This is a genomic window from Bradyrhizobium sp. (assembly GCF_035652035.1).
GTDB lineage: Bacteria > Pseudomonadota > Alphaproteobacteria > Rhizobiales > Xanthobacteraceae > Bradyrhizobium.
On sequence record NZ_DASREO010000022.1, the window covers coordinates 211359 to 233029 of the forward strand.

At 62.1% G+C, this 21671-nt stretch carries 21 protein-coding genes; 9 read left to right on the forward strand and 12 right to left on the reverse strand.

All coding sequences use genetic code 11. The annotated features are described in order from the left end of the window. Nucleotides 1-13 precede the first annotated feature (13 nt). Nucleotides 14-667, forward strand: coding sequence for a DNA oxidative demethylase AlkB (gene alkB, locus VFB05_RS08925; protein WP_325011168.1), 654 nt, complete (start codon nt 14-16; stop codon nt 665-667). On the opposite strand, the gene VFB05_RS08930 is transcribed toward alkB, so the two are convergent. The 11 genes from VFB05_RS08930 to VFB05_RS08980 all read right to left on the reverse strand — a co-directional run bounded on the left by VFB05_RS08930 (nt 639) and on the right by VFB05_RS08980 (nt 11480). Further along, nucleotides 639-1622 (reverse strand): LysR family transcriptional regulator, encoded by a 984-nt coding sequence (locus VFB05_RS08930; protein WP_325011170.1) that lies wholly within the window; start codon nt 1620-1622, stop codon nt 639-641. The genes alkB and VFB05_RS08930 overlap by 29 nt on opposite strands. Beyond that, a complete protein-coding gene (locus VFB05_RS08935) occupies nt 1546-2577 on the reverse strand; it encodes a phosphonate dehydrogenase (RefSeq protein ID WP_325011172.1) in 1032 nt (343 codons plus the stop codon). Before VFB05_RS08935 ends, VFB05_RS08930 begins: the two co-directional genes overlap by 77 nt. Nucleotides 2578-2589: 12 nt before the next feature. After that, on the reverse strand, nt 2590-3396 hold the full coding sequence (gene phnE / locus VFB05_RS08940; RefSeq protein ID WP_325011174.1) for a phosphonate ABC transporter, permease protein PhnE: 807 nt from the start codon (nt 3394-3396) through the stop codon (nt 2590-2592). Continuing rightward, nucleotides 3393-4268 carry a phosphate/phosphite/phosphonate ABC transporter substrate-binding protein gene (phnD, locus tag VFB05_RS08945; RefSeq protein ID WP_325011176.1) on the reverse strand — a complete coding sequence of 292 codons (876 nt, stop codon included), beginning with the start codon at nt 4266-4268 and terminating at the stop codon, nt 3393-3395. The genes phnE and phnD overlap by 4 nt, the downstream gene beginning before the upstream one ends. A gap of 28 nt (nt 4269-4296) precedes the next feature. Beyond that, nucleotides 4297-5076: a phosphonate ABC transporter ATP-binding protein gene (phnC, locus tag VFB05_RS08950; RefSeq protein WP_325011178.1), complete on the reverse strand. Its 780-nt coding sequence runs from the start codon at nt 5074-5076 to the stop codon at nt 4297-4299. Nucleotides 5077-5240: 164 nt separating this feature from the next. Beyond that, on the reverse strand, nt 5241-6866 hold the full coding sequence (locus VFB05_RS08955; protein WP_325011180.1) for a thiamine pyrophosphate-dependent enzyme: 1626 nt from the start codon (nt 6864-6866) through the stop codon (nt 5241-5243). Nucleotides 6867-6886: 20 nt separating this feature from the next. Beyond that, a complete protein-coding gene (locus VFB05_RS08960; protein WP_325011182.1) occupies nt 6887-7759 on the reverse strand; it encodes a fumarylacetoacetate hydrolase family protein in 873 nt (290 codons plus the stop codon). A gap of 27 nt (nt 7760-7786) precedes the next feature. Further along, nucleotides 7787-8551, reverse strand: a complete 765-nt coding sequence (locus VFB05_RS08965; protein WP_325011184.1) for a substrate-binding domain-containing protein — start codon at nt 8549-8551, stop codon at nt 7787-7789. Between the two features lie 10 nt (nt 8552-8561). Continuing rightward, entirely contained in the window at nt 8562-9545 is a 984-nt protein-coding gene (gene hpaD, locus VFB05_RS08970; protein WP_325011186.1) for a 3,4-dihydroxyphenylacetate 2,3-dioxygenase, read from the reverse strand. A gap of 5 nt (nt 9546-9550) precedes the next feature. Beyond that, on the reverse strand, nt 9551-11089 hold the full coding sequence (gene hpaE, locus VFB05_RS08975) for a 5-carboxymethyl-2-hydroxymuconate semialdehyde dehydrogenase (protein ID WP_325011189.1): 1539 nt from the start codon (nt 11087-11089) through the stop codon (nt 9551-9553). Next, nucleotides 11082-11480, reverse strand: a complete 399-nt coding sequence (locus tag VFB05_RS08980) for a 5-carboxymethyl-2-hydroxymuconate Delta-isomerase (protein ID WP_325011190.1) — start codon at nt 11478-11480, stop codon at nt 11082-11084. The genes hpaE and VFB05_RS08980 overlap by 8 nt, the downstream gene beginning before the upstream one ends. A gap of 187 nt (nt 11481-11667) precedes the next feature. Here VFB05_RS08980 and hpaR point away from each other — a divergent pair, with 187 nt between their 5' ends. From hpaR to VFB05_RS09020, 8 genes are all read left to right on the forward strand, one after another. Continuing rightward, nucleotides 11668-12192 carry a homoprotocatechuate degradation operon regulator HpaR gene (gene hpaR, locus VFB05_RS08985; protein ID WP_325011192.1) on the forward strand — a complete coding sequence of 175 codons (525 nt, stop codon included), beginning with the start codon at nt 11668-11670 and terminating at the stop codon, nt 12190-12192. A gap of 179 nt (nt 12193-12371) precedes the next feature. Further along, nucleotides 12372-13520, forward strand: a complete 1149-nt coding sequence (locus tag VFB05_RS08990; protein ID WP_325011194.1) for an ABC transporter substrate-binding protein — start codon at nt 12372-12374, stop codon at nt 13518-13520. A gap of 77 nt (nt 13521-13597) precedes the next feature. Next, nucleotides 13598-14473, forward strand: coding sequence for a branched-chain amino acid ABC transporter permease (locus tag VFB05_RS08995; protein WP_325011197.1), 876 nt, complete (start codon nt 13598-13600; stop codon nt 14471-14473). Beyond that, nucleotides 14470-16251, forward strand: coding sequence for a branched-chain amino acid ABC transporter ATP-binding protein/permease (locus VFB05_RS09000; protein ID WP_325011199.1), 1782 nt, complete (start codon nt 14470-14472; stop codon nt 16249-16251). The genes VFB05_RS08995 and VFB05_RS09000 overlap by 4 nt, the downstream gene beginning before the upstream one ends. Next, nucleotides 16251-16979, forward strand: a complete 729-nt coding sequence (locus VFB05_RS09005) for an ABC transporter ATP-binding protein (RefSeq protein WP_325011201.1) — start codon at nt 16251-16253, stop codon at nt 16977-16979. The genes VFB05_RS09000 and VFB05_RS09005 overlap by 1 nt, the downstream gene beginning before the upstream one ends. 37 nt (nt 16980-17016) lie before the next feature. Beyond that, nucleotides 17017-18102, forward strand: coding sequence for a malate/lactate/ureidoglycolate dehydrogenase (locus VFB05_RS09010; RefSeq protein ID WP_325011202.1), 1086 nt, complete (start codon nt 17017-17019; stop codon nt 18100-18102). Nucleotides 18103-18242: 140 nt separating this feature from the next. Continuing rightward, complete coding sequence (locus VFB05_RS09015) at nt 18243-19019, forward strand: HpcH/HpaI aldolase family protein (RefSeq protein WP_325011204.1); 777 nt, start codon at nt 18243-18245, stop codon at nt 19017-19019. A 150-nt stretch (nt 19020-19169) separates the two neighbouring features. Next, a complete protein-coding gene (locus tag VFB05_RS09020; RefSeq protein ID WP_325011206.1) occupies nt 19170-20693 on the forward strand; it encodes an altronate dehydratase family protein in 1524 nt (507 codons plus the stop codon). Between the two features lie 265 nt (nt 20694-20958). On the opposite strand, the gene VFB05_RS09025 is transcribed toward VFB05_RS09020, so the two are convergent. Then, nucleotides 20959-21627, reverse strand: a complete 669-nt coding sequence (locus VFB05_RS09025; RefSeq protein ID WP_325011208.1) for a DUF4272 domain-containing protein — start codon at nt 21625-21627, stop codon at nt 20959-20961. Between the last annotated feature and the right edge of the window lie 44 nt (nt 21628-21671).

Genomic DNA, 21671 nt, shown 5'->3' on the forward strand with positions numbered 1-21671 from the left:
AGGATGGGTCGCGTTGACGGCGGATTTGTTTGCTTGTCTTCCCAAGGTTCGGGCGTCGCGCGAGCAGATGGCCGAAGGCGCCGTGCTGTTGCGCGGCTTCATCGGTGAGTCCGAAGCGGACCTGATTGCCACGTTGCGCGAGATCGTGGCCGCCGCGCCATTTCGCCGGATGTTCACGCCCGGCGGTCACCAGATGTCGGTCTCAATGACCAATTGCGGTAGCGCGGGCTGGGTCACCGATCGCAGCGGCTATCGTTACGATCCCGTCGATCCCGAAACCGGCAAGCCGTGGCCGGCAATGCCGCCGGTCCTTCGCGAGCTTGCCGATCGTGCTGCCGAGGCCGCCGGCTTCTCCGGTTTCGCGCCAGAGGTCTGCTTGATCAATCGCTATGTGCCCGGCGCGAAAATGTCATTGCATCAGGACAAGGATGAACTCGACTTCGGCGCGCCGATTGTCTCGGTATCGCTCGGTCTGCCTGCGATTTTCATGTTCGGCGGCTTGAAGCGGAGCGACAAGCCGCGGCGCTTTCGCCTCGAGCATGGCGATGTCGCGGTGTGGGGCGGACCGTCTCGGCTGTTCTATCACGGCGTCGCGCCGCTCGCCGAAGGCGATCACCCCGTGATGGGACCGCAGCGTCTCAATCTGACGTTTCGCAAGATACGATGATATCAGGGGCTTGCCCGTCACGGCGTGTCAACGGCTGACGGCTCTCTTTCAGAACATGGGCAATGAAGCGCGACGCGGGCGCCGCTTCCGGTAACCCGCTTGGTGAAATGACCTTCAAGTCTTTCGCAAGTTCGATGCCGCTCAGCGGCAAGACGACGAGCTGTCCTGCCCGGACCTCGTCCGTGACTGCGGCCTCGATCACGAGCGAGATGCCTCGACCGGCACGGACGGCCCGTTTGACGGCCTCCGTGCTTCCGAGCCCTCTGACGGCGGTCAGTTGGTCTGCAAAGTGCCCGAACTGCTTCCTCAGAACTGTGTTCGTGCCGGTGCCCGGTTCGCCCCCGAGCAGTGCTTGACTGGCAAGCTCGCTTGCCTCGATCGCGCCGCGCCTTGCCCAGGGATGGTCAGGCGCGACGATGACGACGAGCGGCTCCCGGCGCCAGCTGTACTGGGTAAAACCCGGACGATCGCTCCACCATTCCATCAATGCCACGTCAGCGCTGCCGTTTGTCAGACGCTCGGCGACATCATGGTTGGGACCGACCCAAAGATCGACTGCAAGCGGGTCGCCGGCCTGGAAAGCCCTGAGCATCGATTGCAGCAGGTAGATGCCGATGTTGCTCGATGCCGCGACATGCAGGGACGGCCGCGCAATCATGGCGCGACTTCGTTCGGCTGTTTCCAGCATGGCCCGTGCGAGCGGCACAAAGGCTGCGCCTTGAGAGGTCGGTTCGACGACACCGTGACGACGCACGAGCAGTGGTGCGGCCAGGTCTTCCTCAAGCTGCCTGATATGTTCGACGACGGTCGAAGGCGACAGCTTCAGGTCCCGCGCTGCGGCTCGGAACCCGCGCTCGCTGAGAACGGCGAGGAATGTCCTAGCGTGCAGCAGGTTGAGCATGAGCCAACTGCTTGCCGGGATCGTTGACTGCGCCGGACGGAACGCGCCCGGCAAGAGCGTCGAGTATGCTCCGCGCTGCCGACAGTTCGATTTCACGTCTCACGTCGGTGACGGCTGATCCGATATGGGGCGTGAATACGGTCGGCGCCGACAAATCTGTCAGCCGCCGATCGATACCGGACGGCCTGTGCTCGAGCGCCCAATCCTCGCACTCGAACGCGTCAGCGGCATAACCTGCAAGGTGCCCGCGTCCGATGGCATCCGCCACCGCGCTCTCGTCGACCAGCGATCCGCGTGCAGGATTGACCAGCCTGGCGCCTCGCTTCATGGCTGCGATGGTTCTGGAATTGATCAGGTGCCGGGTGTCGTCCGTCAAAGGCAACGCCAGCACGACATAGTCGGACCGGGCCATCACGTCCTCAAGGCTCGTCATGGTGACGCTGGGCCATGACGCTGCAAGCGCGACGGATACCGACTGATCGTACGCCAGCAGGCGGCACTGAAATCCGGCGAGCCTTTCGGCGATCGCACGTCCGACAAGGCCAAATCCGACGATTCCGACTGTCGCGCTCGCAAGGCCTGCGCCGTAAAGCTCGGCGCGCCAGCCGCTATATCCGTTCGCCTTGATGTTTCGATCGCCAGTGACGATGTTTCGTCCGAGAGACAGCATCAACCCGATCGCGAGTTCCGCTGTCGGGATCGTCAGAAGATCGGGCACGATCGTGACCCATACGCCTGCATCCGTTGCGGCCTGAACATCGATGTTATCGAAACCCTTCAGCGCCGCTCCAATGACTCGAAGATCGGGACAGGCAGCGAAAAAATTCGCATCGATGCTGTCATTCATGAACACAAGCAGGCCCGCGGCGTCCCGGCACCGTTGCCGCACTTCCTGATAACTCCACGGGTCAAGCGATCGGTTGATCTCGACAGTCGCATGCGCCTCGAGAAGCGCCTGCGTCTCGGGGAAAACGGGGTTGGTGGCAAGGACCTTCGGTTTTGGGGCCATGTCGTGGTCTACTTATTTGAGGTGATTTCGCATGAGATCTCCGATCCCGTCGACCATGGTCACGCAGACCAGGATGCAAATCAGAATGGCGGAGACCTGGGCGTATTCGAGGACGCGGAGCGCCGCGATCAACTCGAAGCCGATGCCGCCGGCGCCGACCGCGCCGAGCACGGTAGACGCACGGAAATTGTATTCCCAGCGATAGATCGTCGTGTCCGCCAGTTGCGGCAACACTTGCGGCAAGATCGCGTGGAATACGACCTGGAGCGGCGAGGCGCCCGCTGCCCGGGCGGCCTCGATCGGCTTTGGATCGACATGTTCGATGCTTTCGGCAAAGAATTTTCCGATCATTCCGACAGAGTGGATGCCGACGGCGAGGACGCCGGGTAACGCTCCGAAGCCGACCATCGCAACGAAGATGATTCCCATGATCAGTTCGGGAATCGACCTCAGCAAATTCAACAGCGCACGTGAGGCGCGGTAGACGATTTGATTTGGCGTGGTGTTGCGCGCGGCAAACAAAGCAAGCGGCAGCGAAATCGCGACCGCGAGCGCAGTTCCTGCGACCGACATCGCGAGCGTATCTGCCAGCGGCCTGATCCAGGCGTCGAAACGCCTGAAGTCGGGCGGAAACATTTCACTGGAGAGCTGCTTGACCGCGGGCCACGCATCCGCGAAGCGTCTCGGGTCGAGTAGGCCGGTCAGCGCCATCGCGATGACGATCAGAACGATAATCATCAGTACCGCAGCGCCGCGTCTCAATCGCGCCGCGCCGTCACGGGCGAGGAGCGCTTCATACGCTGAAGGAACACCACTCATCCCTTGAGCTTTGCCAGATCGAGATCGAGCAGCTTCGCCGTTTCGCGCAGAATGTCGTAGGCATGGTCGTCCGTCGCCACGAAGCCTTCCGCGCGGAACGTCTTCAGGATGTCCTTGTCGTTGAGGTCGAGGAAGGCCTTCTTGATGGAGGCCTTGAGGTCCGGCGAAAGGTATCCTTGCATGGTGACGGGATAGTTCGGGATCGGATCGCTTTCCGCCAGAACGGTGATCTTGCTTCCGTCGATCGAGCCCTTGGCAACGAGCGATTTGAAGATCTCCTGGCTGAGGCCGCCCGCCTGAACCTGACCGGACTGGACGGCGCGCGCCACCGCATCATGTGCGCCAAGAAGAACATATTTGTAATCGGTATCGCCGACGAGGCCGTGGCGGGCGAGCAGCGCACGCGGGATCAGATGGCTGGAGGTCGAGGCGAAGTCGCCAAATCCGACCATCTTTCCCTTGATGTCGGCCAGCGTCTTCACGGGGCCGTCCGCCCGCGCGATGATGACGCTCTTGTAGGTGGGAGAGCCCTTCGAAATGCCAACGGCGAAAGCCTCGATGTCCGGAGCCTTTGATTTCGCCAGCACGTAGGAGAGCGGACCAAAATACGCGACTTCGATGCGGCCGAACCGCATCGCCTCAATCATCGAGGAATAGTCGGTGGTGACGACGAGCTCGATGCTCTTCGCCAGCGTCTGCTCCAGATAGGCCTTCAAGGGCGCCGCGTTCTGGATGATCGTGGATGCGTTTTCGTCGGGGAGGAGCGCCACACGCAAATTGGCGGGGTTTGACGCCTGCTCCGCTTCGGCCTTGCCGAGGACGAAGCCAAGGCTGCCGATCGTGCAAGCAAACAGAAAGCTTCTGCGTTCCATGACTTTTCCTGTTCTGATGTGCCGTGACTTAAGCTGCGGCCATTCGGGACGATGCGGTGAGGTAAATCTGATCGAGAACGTTCTGGCCGAGCTGCGAAGCCGGCCCTTCGAACACGACGCGGCCGCTCGTCAGTCCGATCACGCGATCGGCGAAGCGCCTGGCCAGTTCAACCTGATGCAGGCTGACAATTGCGGTGATGCCGTCCTCGCGGCAAATACGATGAAGATCGGCGAGCACTTTCTCGCCGGTTGCCGGATCGAGGCTTGCAATTGGCTCGTCCGCCAGAACGATCTGCGGGCGCTGTGCCATGGCTCTGGCGATTCCGATGCGTTGCTGCTGTCCACCGGAGAGCTCGTCCGCGCGATCAAGGGCGCGATCGATCAGGCCGACCCGGTCGAGCGCTTGCAGCGCGAGCAGGCGGTCTGTGCGTGGCAAGGGAAGCAGCGTTCTCAGGACGCCATGTGCGCTGATGCGGCCGAGCAGGACATTTTGCAGGGCCGTCAGGCGGCCAATCAGATGATGCTGCTGGAAGATCATGCCCGTTCGCTTCCGGTGTTCACGGAGAGTGCGGCTATCCCCAAAGATCGAGCCCAGGCCGTCGACGATAACATCGCCTTGCGTCGGCCTCACCAGAGCGTTCATGCATCGAAGCAGGGTCGACTTGCCGGCGCCGGACGGACCCAGCAGGACGAGGAATTGCCCCTTCGGCACGTCGATACTCGTCGGCAATACAGCCCGCATGCCGTTGGGATAGGTCATCGCAACATCGCGCAATTGCAGCATCGTTGGATTCCCAATAGCCGCCATGCCCCCGCCCTGGTGGCGAAGGTGATCGGCATTTGCAAACAGAAGACCGTTTTGTTCGGTAAATCCGGTTAGCAGCCGCACACGACAATCAAATGACGGCTTCGCAGCCGCAGGCCGCGGAGGGAGCCCCGGTCGTGGATATTTCCGCTAAGTGGATATTTCAGCTAAGGCTTGGCCGGATGGATGAAGGCCCAGGGGCTGACTTCGGAATCGCGGGGCACTTCGATATCGATCAGATAGGGACCGCCGTCCTTCAGCGCCTTTTCCAGCGCCGGCTTGAAATGATCCGGCGAGGTAACGCGAGCCGCGCCGACGCCAAAAGAGTCCGCGAGCTTGACGAAATCCGGATTGACCAGGTCGGAGGCGACGAGACGTCCGTCAAAGCGCTCGCGCTGGTCGCGCCGCACGTTGCCGTAAGAATTGTTGTTGAACACGAGGACCACGACGCCGATCTTGAACTGCACGGCGGTCGACAATTCCTGCACGCCGAACATGAAGCCGCCGTCGCCGGTGATCGCGACCACCGGCCGGTCGGGATGGGCGACCTTGGCGCCGAGCGCGGTCGGAAAGCCGGAGCCGAGCGTGCCCTGATAGCCTGAAGTGATAAACGTCCGTGGCTCGTAGATGGGAAAGCCATACCAGGACGCAAAGCCGACCTGCGACAGCTCGTCGGTGACGATCGCGTTCGACGGCAAGACCTCGCGCAGGATGTTGAGGTACGCCATCTGCGGCTGGATCTTCTGAATCTCTTCCAACGCCACGGCCGAAGCCTCGCGGATTGCCGCACGTCGGCCTTGGGTTTTGGAGTAGCCGGTCTTCCTGACGGCGGCCAAGAGCTCCGATGTGCCGGCCTTGGCGTCGGCCACAACTGCGGCCGTCGGCGGGTATCGCCGAATCTCGATCGGATCGATATCGATACGGATGGACTTCAATCCGTCGGGGCGGAACGGCCAGCGCGTCATCGTCGGCAATTCCAGCCGCGTGCCAATGCCGATCATGAGGTCGGTTTGCGGCCACAGCCCATAGGCGGCCGCCATGGTCAGTCCGAGTTCGTGTGCGTTGGAGACGATGCCGCGCCCGCTGCGGAAGGCGACAACAGGCGCGTCGATCAACTCAGCCAGCTCCAGAATCTCATCGCCGGCCTCGATTGCGCCTGAGCCGACGAAGATCATCGGCGTCTTGCTGGCCGCGATCAAACTCGCCGCGGCCTTGATCCGGTCGGGGTCGGGCTGCGGCACCGGAAAGCGATCGTAAACTTCGGCGGCGCCTGTTTCCGCCTTCTGCGTGAACACGTCCCAAGGCATTTCCAGCGAGGCCGGGCCGCGGCGTCCCGACATCATCTCCTGGAATGCGCGAGCGACCAGGGCAGGCGCGTTGGCGGGATATTCGATGCGCTCGGCCCATTTCACGAAACTGCGCAAGGTTGCGAGCTGGTCCGGCATTTCGTGCAGGTGCCCGCGTCCCTTGCCGAGAAAAGCTGTCGGCACCTGTCCGGTCAGGCAGAGTACCGGCTCGTTGCCGCCAAAGGCCGTCAAGAGCGCCGCGCTGGCATTGAGCACGCCGGGGCCGGGAACCACGCTGAACACGCCAGGCCTGCCGCTGGCGCGCGCATAGCCAAAAGCCATGTAGCCGCAGGCCTGTTCATGCCGCGCGCCAATCACCTTGAGCTGTGCCTGATGGAAGGCGTCGAACAGGCCATAGATCTGCGCGCCGGGCAGGCCGAACACTGTGTCGACGCCGTGCGCGACCAGACCGCTGACAATGGCTTCGCCGCCGGAAATTTGGGGCATTGAATGATCCAATCAAAAAGCTACGTGACTTCGTCGATCACGCCGTTGCGCAACACGCCGATATCATCGGCTTCAACTTCGATGACATCGCCGGGTTTCAAATAGCGCGGCGGATCGAAACGCGCGCCGGCGCCGGTCGGTGTGCCCGTGACGATGACGTCGCCGGGCACCAGCGTCGTGAAGGTCGAGATATAATTGATCAGATAGCGGAAGCCGAAGATCAGCCGCGAGGTGCGGTCATCCTGCCGTGTCTCGCCATTCACTTTGGTGGTCAGCCTGACATCGGCGATCTGGGACTCGCTCAGATAGGGAACGAGCCAGGGGCCGAGGCTGCCGGTGGAATCGAAATTCTTGCCTTGCGTGACGTTGAACTTGGCGTGGCGCACCCAGTCGCGGATGGTGCCCTCGTTGCACAGCGTGACGCCAGCGACGTGGCCAAGCGCATCACGCTCGGTGATATGCCGGCCGGCCTTGCCGATGACGAGCACGAGCTCGCCTTCATAGTCGAGCTGCGCGGAGGCTTTCGGCCGCACCAGCGGCGTTTCGTGGCCGACGAACGAGCGCGGGTTACGCAGGAACATGCTCGGATATTTCGGCGCGTCCGAGCCGTCTTTATATTCGGCGTTGCGGTCGGGATAGTTGACGCCAATACAGATGATTTTTTCCGGCGAAGGAATTGGCGGCAGCCAGGTGACGGCTTCGATCGCGTGATCGGCTGGATGACGCGCCGCATCCTCGGCGAGCCTGTTCAGGGCGCCGGCTGCGATCACCTCGCGCAAGGTCGGAAAATCCTTGGCCCATCGCGCAGAGAGATCGACGACCCCGCGATCGGTTACGGCGCCGTATTTGGTGGCGCCATTGACGGCGAAAGTGGCGATGCGGGAGGGGATCATGAATGTCTTGAAACCGATGAGCGGTCCTCAGCTGCGACCGGGGGTCATGCCCTTGGCTTTGACGACGACGGTGGCTGCCGGCGACATGATGAAGTCGATGAACGCCTTGGCGGCTTCCTTTTGTTTGGTATCGACGGCCAGCGCCGCCGGGAAAACCAGCTCCTGCTGGTATTTGGCGGGGAAGGGGCCGACGATGTCGACGCCCGGAGCAGTCAGGACGTTGTTCACAAACACGGCCAGTTCCGCCTCGCCATTGACGACGGCCGGGATAATGCCGGTCGGCTGGTCCTGCGCGATGGTCTTGGCCCGCATCTCGTCTTCGATGCCGAGCCTTTCGAACAATCTCAGGATATAGGAGCCAGCCGCGCTCGCCGGCAGGAACGTAATGGATTTTGCTTCAAGCAGCGTTTTCTTGAAAGCCTGCGGCGTAGAGATATCCGGCTTTGGTGCGCCGGCTTTTACCGCGACGCCATAGCCGACGCGTGCAAACTCGACCGGCGGTGTGAAGTGGGTCTTTGCCGCCTGATCATAGAAGACGTCGATCGGAACGATACCGACGTCGAAGGGCTCGCCCGTCGTCGCGGCCTTGATCAGATTGGGCGTGGTGTCGAAATGGATGGCAAGCTTGTGGCCGGAAGCCTTCTCGAACTGCGGCGCGAGCTCGGTCAAAATGCTGCGCAATGAGCCGCCCGCCAAAACCCTCAACTCGTCGGCGTGCGCGCCGTCCATGGGTGCCACCGCGGGCGTCAGGCCGAGCAGCGAGGCCGCAGCGACAATCAGGGACATCTTCATAGGGTCTCCATTAATCGGCAACTGTGACGTCAGCCACGAATTGCGGTTCGCGCACGGCCTGTTCGGGGAACGGCGATCCCTGCTCGAACCACGAGCGCGGGGCGGGTGCGCCCCACAGCGTCTGCCGACGCGGATCGTTCAACGACCAGCGCATCGGTGCATGGTCGTGATCGCCGGTGAAGTAATCGCTGGTGTAGAGCTCAAGGCGGTGACCATCGGGATCGCGGACGTAAAGGAAGAACGCATTCGAAATACCATGCCTGCCGGGGCCGCGCTCGATATTCTTAAGGTACCCGCTCGAGGCCATCACATCACAAAGATGCAAGATGTTCATGGCAGTCGGCACCCAATAGGCAAAATGATGAAGGCGAGGACCTCTGCCGTTGGTGATAGCGAAATCGTGAACATTGCCTTTGCGGTGCAACCAGGCCGCCGCGATGCGCCCGTTGGGTCCGTCTTCCTCGGCATACTCGGTCAGCCGAAAGCCGAGCCGCGCGTAGAAGTCGACCGTATCCTGCACCTCGGCGGCAAAAACATTGAAGTGATCGAGCCGCTGCGGATGGCAGCCCTTGTAGAGATCGTAGCGACGCAAGAGATGAGGGCGCTTTTCCATGGCCGCATAGAGTTCGATCCGAAAGCCGAAGGGATCGGAAAACTGCAACGTGCGGCCCTGGAACGGCTGGTCGGAAAACGTGTGAGCGATGCCATGCTGTGAAAAGAACGCGGCGGCCTTGTCGAGATCGTCTTCGTTGCCGACCTTGAACCCCAGCCGGTGGCAGGCGGCCTCTCGCGCCTTGCGCAGCACCAGTGAGTGATGCTGATGCTCTTCGCTGCCGCGCAGATAAATCGCCGTGTTGCCGCGATCCTCGACATGCAGGCCGACGGCGTTTTCGTAGAACGCGCAAGCCTTGGTCAGGTCCACCACGTCGAGGACGACATGGCTGCTCCTGACGATGTTGAAAGGCGGATCGAACACGTGTTGTGGAACGGGCATCGGCGTTAAATCCCCAATCGCTGGATCTTGTGTGTGCCGCGCGCGAGCGAGACATGCTTTGTTTCCATGTAGAAATCGAAGGAGTAGTCACCGCCGTCGCGGCCGATACCGGAAGCCTTCATCCCGCCGAACGGTGTCGGTAAATGACGGACGTTTTCCGAATTGAGCCAGATCATGCCCGCTTCCAGCGCGTCCGCAACACGTAGCGCGCGGCCCATGTCTGATGTCCAGACATAACCGGTAAGCCCGTATTTCACGTCGTTGGCGATGGCGACAGCGTCTTGTTCGTCGCGGAACGGGATCACGGTCAGGAACGGCCCGAACACCTCTTCCTGCGCCACGCGCATGTCGCGTCGGGCTGCAGTGACGAGGGTCGGCTGAACGTAGTGCCCACCGCCAGGACCTGCATGCGCCGCGCCGCCCACCGTGATGTCAGCGCCGTCTGTTCGCGCCACGTCGAAATAACTGCACACCTTTGCCAGGTGCCGCTCATGGATCAGCGGCCCAATTTCGGTGGCCGGATCGAGCGGATGTCCTATTTTCAAAGCCTTCACGCGTGCAGCGAGTTTTTCAACGAATGTGTCGGCAATGCTCTCCTGGACTAGGAGCCGGCTGGAGGAGGTGCAGCGCTCGCCGTTGAGCGAGTAAATCATGAACACCACGGCATCGAGCGCGCGATCCAGTTCTGCGTCGTCGAATACGATCACCGGATTCTTGCCGCCAAGCTCGAAATGAACGCGCTTCAGGGTCGGCGCACCCTGAGCCATGATCGCAGATCCCGTCGCGCTTTCGCCCACAAAGCCGATCGCCTTGATCGCCGGATGTTCAGTGAGAGCCTTGCCGGCCTCTTCGCCCAGACCCTGGACCGTATTGAGGACGCCGTCGGGAATACCGGCCTGTTTGACAAGTTTCGCAAGCAAGTCGGCGGTGACCGGAGACCATTCGGCGGGCTTGTGGACGACGGTGCAGCCGGCCGCCAGTGCCGGCGCAATTTTCCAGGTCGAAAGCATGAACGGCGTGTTCCACGGCGTGATCACGCCAACCGGGCCTATCGGCACGCGCGTCGAGATATTCCAATGCTCTCCGCTCGGCATGTTGAGGCCGTCGCGGGCATCCGCGCACTTGTCGGCGAAGAAACGGAAGTTTTCGGCTGCGCGGACCGCGGCCTTGGCCATGAAGCGGTAGGCCTGCCCGGTATCGATGCATTCGAGCACGGCGATATCGTCGGCATGATCCTCGATGGCATCCGCGACACGGTGCAGAAGCTTGCGGCGCATCGCGGCATCGACGTTGCGCCAGGCACTGAAAGCGTGGCTGGCCGCAGTTGCGGCGCGGTCGATGTCTTCAGTGTTGCCACGCGCAACATGAGCGAGCACCGTATTGTCGATCGGTGAGCGAGTCTCGAAGCTCGCGCCGGAAATCGACGGTACGCTCTCGCCACCGATCATGTGCGCGATGCCTTCCGCCTTGAGTTTCGCGAGCAAGGGAGCGGCACGCTCGATGTTGACCTGGAACTGGTCGGCTTTTGGCGTCGCTTTATCCATGGACGCCCTCCGATTTCAAAGCCTCATGAATGTTGTTGCGCTTCCAGCTGGTGTCCTTGTCGTTGATCTGCATGTCGAATGACAAGGCGAATTTACATGTCGCAAAAGCCGGATCGAGATGGGCCGACAATGCGCGAAAGATATGTTCGCCGGCCGCCTTGCGGGTCGAAAGATCGCGGCCCTCGCCAAGCCGCAGCACCATGTCGAGAAAGGCAAAATCAGGATTGCCGTCGCCGATGGCATAATGTTCGCAGCGCACCGCGCGCACGCGGATGCCGCCGAGCGGAAAGATACCGGTCTCCACCGCGGCCTTGCGAACGATTTCCACCGCTTTGGCGATGTCGACATGCCCCTCAAGATTTGCAGAGTATTGAAGCGTGAAATGCGGCATGGCGGGCTGCTCCACGTTGAGACGCCATCATCGGCAGCGATTTGTCGTCCCCGATCAAGGAACGCGAAAATCCCGGTGTCGGAAAAATGATTAACATGTTAAGTTACGTCTCGCAAACCGAATTGGGATTTGTGCGGCGCAGCGGATGTTGCGCATCGATCCCATCCTTGCGCGAACGGACACGACCATGACATTGAGAAAATCGGCCGGCAGCCGCGCCGCGCATGCCCTTGAGCGTCGAATTCCGATGCGGGACTTTTCCAGGTCGCTGCCGATGGCGCTGCTCCGCGCGCGGGAGGCGGTGATGAAACAGTTCCGGCCATCGCTGCGCCGTCATGGATTGACCGAGCAGCAGTGGCGAATTTTGCGCGCGCTGTCGGCCGTCGAAGCAATTGAGGTAACCGAGCTGGCGCGCGTTGCCTTCCTGCTTGGGCCGAGCCTGTCGCGGATCTTGCGCGACCTCGAGGCGCGTCAGCTGATCGACCGCCGCACGGCCAAGGATGATCTGCGCCGTGGCGTCGTCTCGATTTCGCAGAAGGGATTGAAGCTCATCGAGCTGGTGGCGCCGACGTCGGAAGCCGTCTACGCGGCGATCACGCAGCGCTATGGCGCCCAAAAGCTTGCCGAACTTCAGGATATGTTGGCCGTCCTGGAAAACAAGCTGGCGACGCTGGAGGCGACGGATGGCGGGCCTTCGGAAAGTGAAAGATAGCTGCAGGGCTGCCGCGAATTTAAGCATCGCCAATATCGCAAGAGGCAAGATCGCAAATCGCATGGCTCATTGATGGAGCTGGAGCCCAAATCGCTGCAATATCAATTTACTCGCGGTTGAAGAGTTCGTAAGTAGGCGAATTAAGAGCCGGCAAAAAGCACGGCTCCAGGGAGGATTGAATGAGTCTGACGAGACGTGAGTTTGCCGCGGGTTTGGCAGCCGGTATTGCGGCGCCCTATGTCGTGACCCGCGCGAGCGCGCAAGGCGCCTCCACGATCAAGATCGGGATGTGCGTTCCGGTCACGGGGCCTGCGGCGGAGCAGGGGCTTTGGGCGCAGAACGGCGCCAAGCTCGCGCTCGCGGCCGTCAACAAGGCCGGTGGTGTGCTCGGCAAGCAGGTGGAGCTCGTGATCGAAGACGATCAGACCACCAATCCCGGCATCGTGCTGGCATTCTCGAAGCTCGCGGCGCAGTCCGACATCGTCGGATTTCTGGGGTCAGTCCGTTCGACCCAGGTCCACGCGATGGCGCCCGACGTGCTCAAGCTCGGCAAGCCCGTGATGATCGGTGGCACCGACCCGAACCTCACGCACATGAATAATCCCTGGCTGTTTCGTTTCCGCCCCAATGACAGCTATTCCGGCCGCGTGATCGCCGATTTCGGCGTCAACACGCTCGGCAAGAAGAAGTGGGCGATCGTGCATTCGACCGACGCGTTCGGCACGGCCGGCGGCAAGGCGCTGTCGGCTGCGCTGGAAAAAATGGGCACGCCGGCAGTCCTCGATCAGGGCTATGCCAACCAGAGCCAGGATTTCACGCCAGTGGTGCTCGCGGTGAAGCAGTCGGGTGCGGATGTGCTCGGTACCTATTTCACATTTGAAAACGACCTCGGCATCTTCTCCCGTCAATTGCGCCAGCTCGGCGTCAACATTCCCTGGGTGGGATCGCCGTCGACGGTTGCTGTGTCATCGATCAAGCTCGCCGGGCCCGCGCTCTACGGCACCTATGGCGTTGCCGATTATGCCGAGCAATCAAGCGAGGCGTCGAAGAACTTCGGCAACTCCTACCGCGAGGCCTACAAGACCGCGCCGGATCTGCAGAGCGCCTGGACCTATGATGCCGTGACGGTTCTGTCGGCCGCGATCAACAAGGCAGGCGGGACGGATCCCGGCAAGATCCGCGAGGCCATTCTCGGCTTGAAGAAATTCCCGGGCGCCGAGGGCGAATATAATTTCGACCAGAACGGCGACGGCCTGCATGGCTACAATGTCGTGCGGAACGACAAGGGGAACATCGTCTTCGACAAACACATCGAGTTCGAGGACTGATCGCGCGGATTGCGGTCTCGCCCGCGACGGGCGAGGCCGTTTTTGACGTTCGCTCCCAGCATTAGCCCGGCACCTTCATGGATCTCGTACTGCAACTGCTCTTCACCGGCATCGGCATCGGCGCCGTCTATGCGCTGGTCGCGCTCGGCTTCGTGCTGATCTTCCGCGCCACCAATGTGGTGAACTTCGCGCAAGGCGAGTTCTCGATGGTCGCCGCCTATCTGATGGTGGTGTTTGCGGTCGATCTCGGCTGGCCGTACTGGCTGTCGTTCCTGCTGGCGCTCGCAGGGATGGCGCTGCTCGGGGTAATCTTCAACCTCGGCGTCTATTATCCGCTGCGTCACCGCAGCTTTCTGCCTGTCATTATCGCAACCATCGGCGCCTCGATCCTGCTCGCCAATTCGGTGCTCGCGATCTACGGGCCGCAGCCGCAGGTGTTGGAAGGCTGGTTCGAAACGCCTGGCATTCAGCTCGGCCCGGTCTATCTCGACAGCCAATACCTCTTGATCATCGCGGTGACGATCGTGCTCGTCATCTTCAATTACTGGTTCTTCGAGCACACCATGCTGGGCAAGAAATTGCAGGCGACCTCGCAGGACAAGGAGATGGCCTCGCTGCTCGGCATTTCCGTGTCCGCCATGATCATGATCACCTTCATCTATTCGGCCGTGCTCGGCGGACTGGCCGGCATCCTGGTGGCGCCGATCCTGTTCGTGTCGATCCAGATGGGATCGACCATCGCGCTCAAGGCCTTTGCGGCGACCATCATCGGCGGGTTCGGCGACGTCGCCGGCGCGATCATCGGTGGACTGGCGCTCGGCATCATCGAGACATTCGGCGCGGCTTATATCTCCGTTCCTTACAAGGACGGCTTTGCCTTTCTGGTGCTGGTCGCTTTCCTGGTGTTCCGCCCGCAGGGCATCTTCGGCGAACGCGTCGCGGAGAAGGCATGAGCGCGCCGAGCGAGAACCTGGCCGTACCTGCGATGGCGCCGCGTGGGAAACCGCTGTTGCTGCGGCACCTGCCGTATTTCGCGGGCAGCGCCGTTCTTGTGGCGCTCGCCGCCACGGTTCAGTTCGACGGTTACATCCACAACATCCTGATGGAGGCGACGACGTTCGCGATCGCCGTCTTTGGTCTGTCGGTCGTGTTGGGGCTGTGCGGCCAGATCAACCTGGCGCAGGCGGCGTTTTTTGGCCTCGGCGCCTATGCCGTCGGGCTCGGCACCTCGGACTATTATCTCAGCTATTGGCTTTGCCTCGCCGGCGGTTGCGTGATCGCGCTTTTGGCGGGCGCCTTTCTCGGCATGTCGACGCTACGGCTCGGTGGGCATTACCTCGCCATGGTGACGATCTCGTTCCAGCAGATCGTGACGCTCGTCATGATCAACTCGATCTGGCTCACGCACGGTCCTGATGGCGTGTCGCGCATCGGACGGCCCGAACTTTTTCAATCCTCGCAGTCGTATCTTGCCTTCTGCGTCGCGATGCTGGCGCTGGTCGGCTACGTGGTCTGGCATCTCGCCGACACAAGGCTTGGTCGGGCGATGCGCGCGGTGCGCGACAATGAGCTCGCCGCCGGCGTCGTCGGCGTCGACGTGTTCCGCACGAAGGTTATCGCTTTCGCGCTCTGCGCGGTGCTGGGCGGTTTGGCTGGCGGTCTGTTCGCGGGCGGCTTTGCCTATGTCAGCCCGGATCAATTCTCGTTCGCCGAATCCGTGGTGTTCCTGACGATGTCCCTGCTCGGTGGCGTGGCCTCGCCGATCGGGTCGGCAATCGGCACCGGCTTGTTGATCCTGATCCCGGAGTGGCTGCGTTTCCTCAAGAGCGTTCCCGGACTTTATCTCGCGATCTACGGCCTGTCGGTGATCCTGATCATCCGCTACATGCCCGATGGTATCTGGGGTTTTGTCAAACTCGCAACCGAGCGCTGGTGGCTGAAGGCGAGGGCGCTTGCGGCGGGGCCGGCTCTGCAACTCGCGCCGGCGGCCAAAGGCGGCGACATCGTGCTGTCCGTACGCGGCCTCTCCAAGCATTTCGGCGGCCTCAAGGCCGTCGACAACGTCGACATCGACGTCAGGCGCGGCGGGGTGCATGCGCTGATCGGCCCGAACGGCTCCGGCAAGACGACCACGCTGAACGTCCTCTCCGGTATCTACAAGGCGACCAGCGGGACGGTCGTGCTCGACGGCACCGACATGTCAGACATGCCGCCGCATCAGCGTGCGGCTGCCGGTCTTGGACGGACTTTCCAGAATATCCGCCTGTTCCGCACGATGACGGCGCTGGAGAACGTCGTGATCGGCGCGGAGCGGCCGGGCAATACATTGACGGGCAAGGGCGACGATGCAGCGCTTACCGCACGCGCAATGTCAGCCTTGACCTTCGTCGGGCTTGGTTCGCGCGCCAACGAACTGATTTCAAGCTTCTCGTATGGTCATCAGCGCCTGATCGAGATCGCACGCGCGCTCGCTGCCAATCCGACGCTGCTGCTGCTCGATGAGCCGGCGGCAGGACTGAATTCCAGCGAGAAGCTCGAACTGCACGCACTGCTCAAGCGCATCGCAGCGCAGGGTCTCACCATCCTGATCATCGATCACGACATGACGCTGGTCAGTGAAGCCGCGCAACACATCACCGTGCTCAATTTCGGCAAGCGCATTGCCGACGGCGAGTCGCTTTCGGTGCTGCGCCATCCCGATGTCGTCTCCGCCTATCTTGGAACCGAATAATGGCGCTGCTGCAAATCAACGATCTGGTGGTGCGCTATGGCGAGATCGAAGCCTTGCGCGGCGTTTCGCTCGCGGTCGATGCAGGTCAGGTCGTCACGTTGCTGGGCGCCAACGGCGCCGGCAAGTCGACCACGCTGCGGGCGATTTCCGGATTGATCAAGCCGGCGTCGGGCGAGATCCTGTTCGACGACAAGCCGATCGCAGGGCTCGGGCCGGAGGCGATCGTGCGGCTCGGCATCTCGCATGTGCCGGAGGGACGGCGGGTCTTTCCCGGGCTCACCGTCAAGGAAAACATCATGCTCGGCGGATCGAACCGTCGCGCCGGCAAGGCCGAGCTGTCGCGTGAAGCCGACGCCATGTTCGACCTGTTTCCGGATATTCGCATCTTCGCCAACGCGCTCGGCTGGACCCTGTCCGGCGGCCAGTTGCAGATGGTCGCGGTTGCGCGCGGGCTCATGGCCAAGCCGCGGCTGCTCCTGCTCGACGAACCGTCGCTGGGCCTTGCGCCCGTCATCGTGCAGGCGGTGTTCCGCATCATCGCCGAGATCCGCCGCACCACCACGGTCTTGCTTGTCGAGCAGAACGCGCGCATGGGATTGTCGGTCGCAGATCACGGCTACGTTCTGGAGACGGGGCGGATCGTGCTCGGCGGCAAGCCCGACGAACTCTGGGGCAATGAAGCGATCCGCGCCGCCTATCTCGGCGGACATGCCAAGGTGAGCGCTTGAGCGCCACGACACGCATAAAAAGAAGAGCGACGAAGAAATGGTCACGATCAAGGTTTCCCATCTCATCGATTTTGTTGCCGACATTTTCGGTCACGCTGAATCCTCTTCGGAAGAGGCGCGGCGTATCGCGACGTATCTGACGACCGCGAACCTCACCGGCCACGACAGCCACGGCGTGATCCGCGTGCCGGTCTACATGCGCTGGAAGAAAACCGGCAACGTCGTGCCGAACCAGACCGCCGAAGTCGTCGTCGACACGCCGTCGCTTGCTGTCGTGGACGGCAGGTTCGGTTACGGCCAGACCGTCGCGCCGGTTGCGGTGAAGGTCGGCATCGAGAAGTGCAAGAGGGTGGGGCTTGCCGCTGTCGCATTGCGCAACGCCGGGCATATCGGCCGGGTCGGCGACTGGGCTGAAATGGCGGCGGCCGAAGGTCTTGTTTCCGTGCATTTCGTCAATGCGGCCGGCTCGCTGCTGGTGGCGCCGTTCGGCGGGGTCGAGAAGCGGCTGTCGACCGCGCCCTATTGCGTCGGCGTGCCGCGCGAGGGTGCGGATCCAATCGTGCTCGACTTCGCCACCTCGATCGTAGCGGAAGGCAAATGCCTCGTTGCAAGCCGCGGCGGCAAGAAATTGCCGAAGGGCGTGCTGATCGATGGCGACGGCACGTTGAGCGAAGACCCGCACGTGCTCTACGGGCCGTACACGCCTGATGGTCCGCGCGACCACACCAAGGGGACAGGGGCGATCCGCGCCTTCGGCGAACACAAGGGGTCGGGGCTTGCATTCATGTGCGAGCTGCTCGGCGGCGCTCTGACCGGAACAGGCGCGACCGCACCCAACCGGCGCTTCGCCAATGGCATGCTCGCGTTCTACATCGATCCCAAAGTCGTCGACCCCGCCCATTTCTTCGATGGCGAGGTCTCGCGTTATGTCGACTTTATCCGCGGCACCAAGCCGATTGCGGGCGGCGAGCCGGTCATGATCCCGGGCGATGTCGAGCGCAAGACGCGCGCCGAGCGGACCAAGAACGGCATTCCGCTGCCGGACGACACCTGGGCTGCCATCGTCAACACCGCCCGCGAGGTCGGCGTCAGCGAGGCAAGCATTCAAAGGGCGACCCAGTAAGCAACCCAGTAATGCGCGATTTTGGCGAGCCAAGGGCCTGGTTCGACGCTACAAGCGGGTATCAAGTTGGTCTTTAGCCGCCTCCGTTCGCGAGGCCGGAACAGATTTGCAAAGCAGGGACAAAACTCAGGGACAGAATGATGGCAAACAAGGTCAAGGAAATCTGGGCGTCGGGCAAGGTGGTTTTGAACTCCTGGCTTGCGATTCCCTCCGGCTTCTCGGCCGAGGTGATTGCGCAATGCGGCTTCGACAGCGTCACCGTCGACATGCAGCACGGCGTGCAGGACTATCTGTCGATGATCCAGTGTTTCCAGGCCATGCACGGCCATCCGGTGACGCCGATGGTTCGCGTGCCGTGGAACGAGCCCGGCATCATCGGCAAGGTGCTCGATGGCGGCGCCTATGGCGTGATCTGTCCGATGATCAACACGCCGGAAGAGGCCAAGAACCTCGTTTCCTACAGCAAGTACCCGCCGATGGGCACACGGTCCAACGGCCCGATCCGCGCCGGTCTCTACGGCACGGCCGGCAGCTATCAGAAGACGGCGAACGACGACATTGTCCTGCTGCCGATGATGGAGACCAGGACCGCGATCGGCAACATGGAGGCGATCCTCGATGTCGAAGGCATCGATGGCGTCTACATCGGGCCGTCCGATCTCGGTTTCTCCTATGGCCTCGTGCCGAAGCTCGATCGCGAGGAGCCCGAGATTCTCAACATTTATGAGAAAATCGTGAAGGAGTGCGGCAAGCGCGGACTGCATCCGGGCATCCATTGCTCGGGCGCCGACGGCGCGCTGCGCGCCATCAACATGGGCTTCCAGTTGGTGACGCTGTTCAACGAAGTGGGCCTGATGGCGACCTATGCGCGGATGCAGGTTGCGCAGACCCGCAAGGATTCGGGCGGCAAGGCGTGAGCGCGTTCCTCATGCTGAGGAGGCTCGAAGAGCCGTCTCGAAGCATGAGGCACCCGCGGTTTCCGCGGCCATCCTTGGAGACGCAGGCTTGCGCCTGCTCCTCAGGATGAGGTTCGTGATTGTTGCGATACCGGTTTGAAGGAGACACCCATGACCCCGGCACCCGTCATTCGTCTGCATCCCGATGATGGCGTGCTGATCGCGCGCTCGAGCCTGCCACCGCGTTTGGTGGTCGCCGAGGGCGTGACCACGGTCGAGCGCATTCCGGCCGGCCACAAGGTCGCGATCAAACCGATCGCGGTCGGCGAGCCGGTTCGCCGTTACGGCCAGATCATCGGCTTTGCGACGCAGCCGATTGCGCCGGGCCAGCACGTCCACACCCAGAATTGCGGCATGGGCGATTTCGCCAAGGACTATGCGTTCGGCGTCGACGTAAAACCTGTGCCGAACTTCGATCTGCCGGCGACGTTCGACGGCATCCGCCGGCCCGACGGCCGGGTCGCGACCCGCAATTACATCGGCATCCTCACCTCGGTGAATTGCAGCGCGCATGTCGCGGGTCTCGTTGCAGACGTGTTCCGGAAGAATCCGTTCACGGGCGACAATCCGCTCGCCGATTTTCCCAATGTCGACGGCGTCGTTGCGCTGACCCACAAGACCGGTTGCGGCATGACGCAGGACGAGCCGCTCGCGCTTCTCCGCCGCACGCTAGGCGGCTATGCGCGGCACGTCAATTTTTCCGCCGTCGTCGTGCTGGGCCTCGGCTGCGAGGTCAACCAGATCGGCGGGCTGATGCAGGAACAGAAACTCGCCGGGCGGCTGCGCGAGCTGGAGATTCAGCAGACCGGTGGCACGCGCAAGACGGTCGAGGCCGGCGTTGCCTTCGTGCGCGAGGCGCTCACTGACGCCAACAAGGTCAAGCGCGAGGCGGTCCCGGCGAGCGAACTCACGGTGGCGCTGCAATGCGGCGGCTCGGACGGCTATTCGGGCGTGTCGGCCAATCCGGCGCTCGGCGCCGCAAGCGATCTCCTGGTGCGCCACGGCGGCACCGTCATTCTGTCGGAGACGCCGGAGACCTATGGCGCCGAGCATCTTCTGACGCGGCGCGCGGTCAGCCGCGAGGTCGGCGAAAAGCTCGTCGGGTTGATGCGCTGGTGGGAGGATTACACCGCGCGCGAAGGCGCCGAGATGAACGCCAATCCGAGCCCCGGCAACAAGGCCGGCGGCCTCACCACCATCCTGGAAAAATCCCTGGGCGCGATGGCGAAGGCCGGCAGCACCAATCTCGTCGACGTTCTCAACTATGCCGAGCCCGTCACCAAGAAGGGTTTTGTGTTCATGGATACGCCCGGCTACGACCCGGTCGCGGCCACGGGGCAGGTCGCGGGCGGCGCCAATCTCGTCTGCTTCACCACCGGGCGCGGCAGCGTGTTCGGCTGCAAGCCGGCACCCTCGATCAAGCTCGCCACCAACACGCCGATGTACAGGCGCATGGAAGACGACATGGACGTCAATTGCGGCACCATCCTCGACGGCGATGAGACCGTGCAGCAATGCGGCGAGCGCATCTTTGATCTCATGCTCAAGACCGCCTCGGGCCAGCCGACCAAGAGCGAGAGTTTTGATTTCGGCGGCGCCGAATTCGCGCCCTGGGTGCTTGGGGCTACGATGTAGCGAAAGCCACGGGCTCTCTCGTCGTCCCTGCGGAAGCAGGGACCCATGGCCACCGATATGTGCTGCTGCCGTCATTGCGAGCGTTAGCGAAGCAATCCAGTCGCGCAAGGATTCTGGATTGCTTCGTCGCTCCTGCGCAAAATTGCTCTGCAATTTTGTCGGGGGCTCCTCGCAATGACGGAATGAACGTCGTGATGGCGAGCTGGATCCCCGCGTGCGCGGGGGCACGGCGCGGCGCCAGCAGGATCTTCGCTAAATGAAGTTGTCAGGTGTCGGTCGTGACATCATCCCACGCCTGCTCCAGGTATCCGATAAGCCAGTTCAAGGCGTAGTGTCGTTCTTCTGTCACGCCAGGGTGGAGAGCTGCGGGTATTTGTCGTCCGTTGATCCGTGCGTCTACAACGGCCCAGTGATACCTGTAAATCAGATCGGCCTGATCAAGAATGTCGGCGATCGGACGAAGTTCGGCGTCGTTGATGAACTGTGACCTTGTCCTTCCGGACACCGTGCTTCCGATGAAGTCCGCGTCGCACATCTGAGCTGGCTTGCCCAGCTGGCCCACGAAGCCCAATGCCCAAAGCAGGGCCCAGGCGGCTTCGTGCCTCCAGGAGAATCGAACCCGGTCTTGCCGCGAGGGGGAACTGTCGAGCACGAAGGCGAGTTCTTTAGGCGAGAGATGTGGCCGGAGTTCCAATGATTTCAGAACCCGTTCTACTATTTCTTCCTCGAGTCCTGAGCCCTTTGCAGCAACCAAAACGACACAAAGCGTGCGCAGCGCGACCTCTTCCTTGGATCGCTTAAGCGCCTCAGCCGCCGTCTCGATAACGGGCAAATGGGAAATGAAAGGTACGCCTTCGGCCCGAAGGATCGCTTCTGATCTGAGCTTCCGCTCAATAGCTTCCGCTGAAATTTCTCCGTTCTCCGTCGACACCATCGCCAATCCCCCACGCTTGTCAGGCGTACGATATCACGAAGCTT

Excerpts from the sequence above, each read along its gene's own strand:
- VFB05_RS08935 (WP_325011172.1), bottom strand. The coding sequence starts at position 2,577 with ATGGCCCCAAAACCGAAGGTCCTTGCCACCAACCCCGTTTTCCCCGAG.
- phnE (WP_325011174.1), bottom strand. The coding sequence starts at position 3,396 with ATGAGTGGTGTTCCTTCAGCGTATGAAGCGCTCCTCGCCCGTGACGGC.
- phnD (WP_325011176.1), bottom strand. The coding sequence starts at position 4,268 with ATGGAACGCAGAAGCTTTCTGTTTGCTTGCACGATCGGCAGCCTTGGC.
- phnC (WP_325011178.1), bottom strand. The coding sequence starts at position 5,076 with ATGGCGGCTATTGGGAATCCAACGATGCTGCAATTGCGCGATGTTGCG.
- VFB05_RS08955 (WP_325011180.1), bottom strand. The coding sequence starts at position 6,866 with ATGCCCCAAATTTCCGGCGGCGAAGCCATTGTCAGCGGTCTGGTCGCG.
- VFB05_RS08960 (WP_325011182.1), bottom strand. The coding sequence starts at position 7,759 with ATGATCCCCTCCCGCATCGCCACTTTCGCCGTCAATGGCGCCACCAAA.
- VFB05_RS08965 (WP_325011184.1), bottom strand. The coding sequence starts at position 8,551 with ATGAAGATGTCCCTGATTGTCGCTGCGGCCTCGCTGCTCGGCCTGACG.
- hpaD (WP_325011186.1), bottom strand. The coding sequence starts at position 9,545 with ATGCCCGTTCCACAACACGTGTTCGATCCGCCTTTCAACATCGTCAGG.
- hpaE (WP_325011189.1), bottom strand. The coding sequence starts at position 11,089 with ATGGATAAAGCGACGCCAAAAGCCGACCAGTTCCAGGTCAACATCGAG.
- VFB05_RS08980 (WP_325011190.1), bottom strand. The coding sequence starts at position 11,480 with ATGCCGCATTTCACGCTTCAATACTCTGCAAATCTTGAGGGGCATGTC.
- hpaR (WP_325011192.1), top strand. The coding sequence starts at position 11,668 with ATGACATTGAGAAAATCGGCCGGCAGCCGCGCCGCGCATGCCCTTGAG.
- VFB05_RS08990 (WP_325011194.1), top strand. The coding sequence starts at position 12,372 with ATGAGTCTGACGAGACGTGAGTTTGCCGCGGGTTTGGCAGCCGGTATT.
- VFB05_RS08995 (WP_325011197.1), top strand. The coding sequence starts at position 13,598 with ATGGATCTCGTACTGCAACTGCTCTTCACCGGCATCGGCATCGGCGCC.
- VFB05_RS09000 (WP_325011199.1), top strand. The coding sequence starts at position 14,470 with ATGAGCGCGCCGAGCGAGAACCTGGCCGTACCTGCGATGGCGCCGCGT.
- VFB05_RS09005 (WP_325011201.1), top strand. The coding sequence starts at position 16,251 with ATGGCGCTGCTGCAAATCAACGATCTGGTGGTGCGCTATGGCGAGATC.
- VFB05_RS09010 (WP_325011202.1), top strand. The coding sequence starts at position 17,017 with ATGGTCACGATCAAGGTTTCCCATCTCATCGATTTTGTTGCCGACATT.
- VFB05_RS09015 (WP_325011204.1), top strand. The coding sequence starts at position 18,243 with ATGGCAAACAAGGTCAAGGAAATCTGGGCGTCGGGCAAGGTGGTTTTG.
- VFB05_RS09020 (WP_325011206.1), top strand. The coding sequence starts at position 19,170 with ATGACCCCGGCACCCGTCATTCGTCTGCATCCCGATGATGGCGTGCTG.
- VFB05_RS09025 (WP_325011208.1), bottom strand. The coding sequence starts at position 21,627 with ATGGTGTCGACGGAGAACGGAGAAATTTCAGCGGAAGCTATTGAGCGG.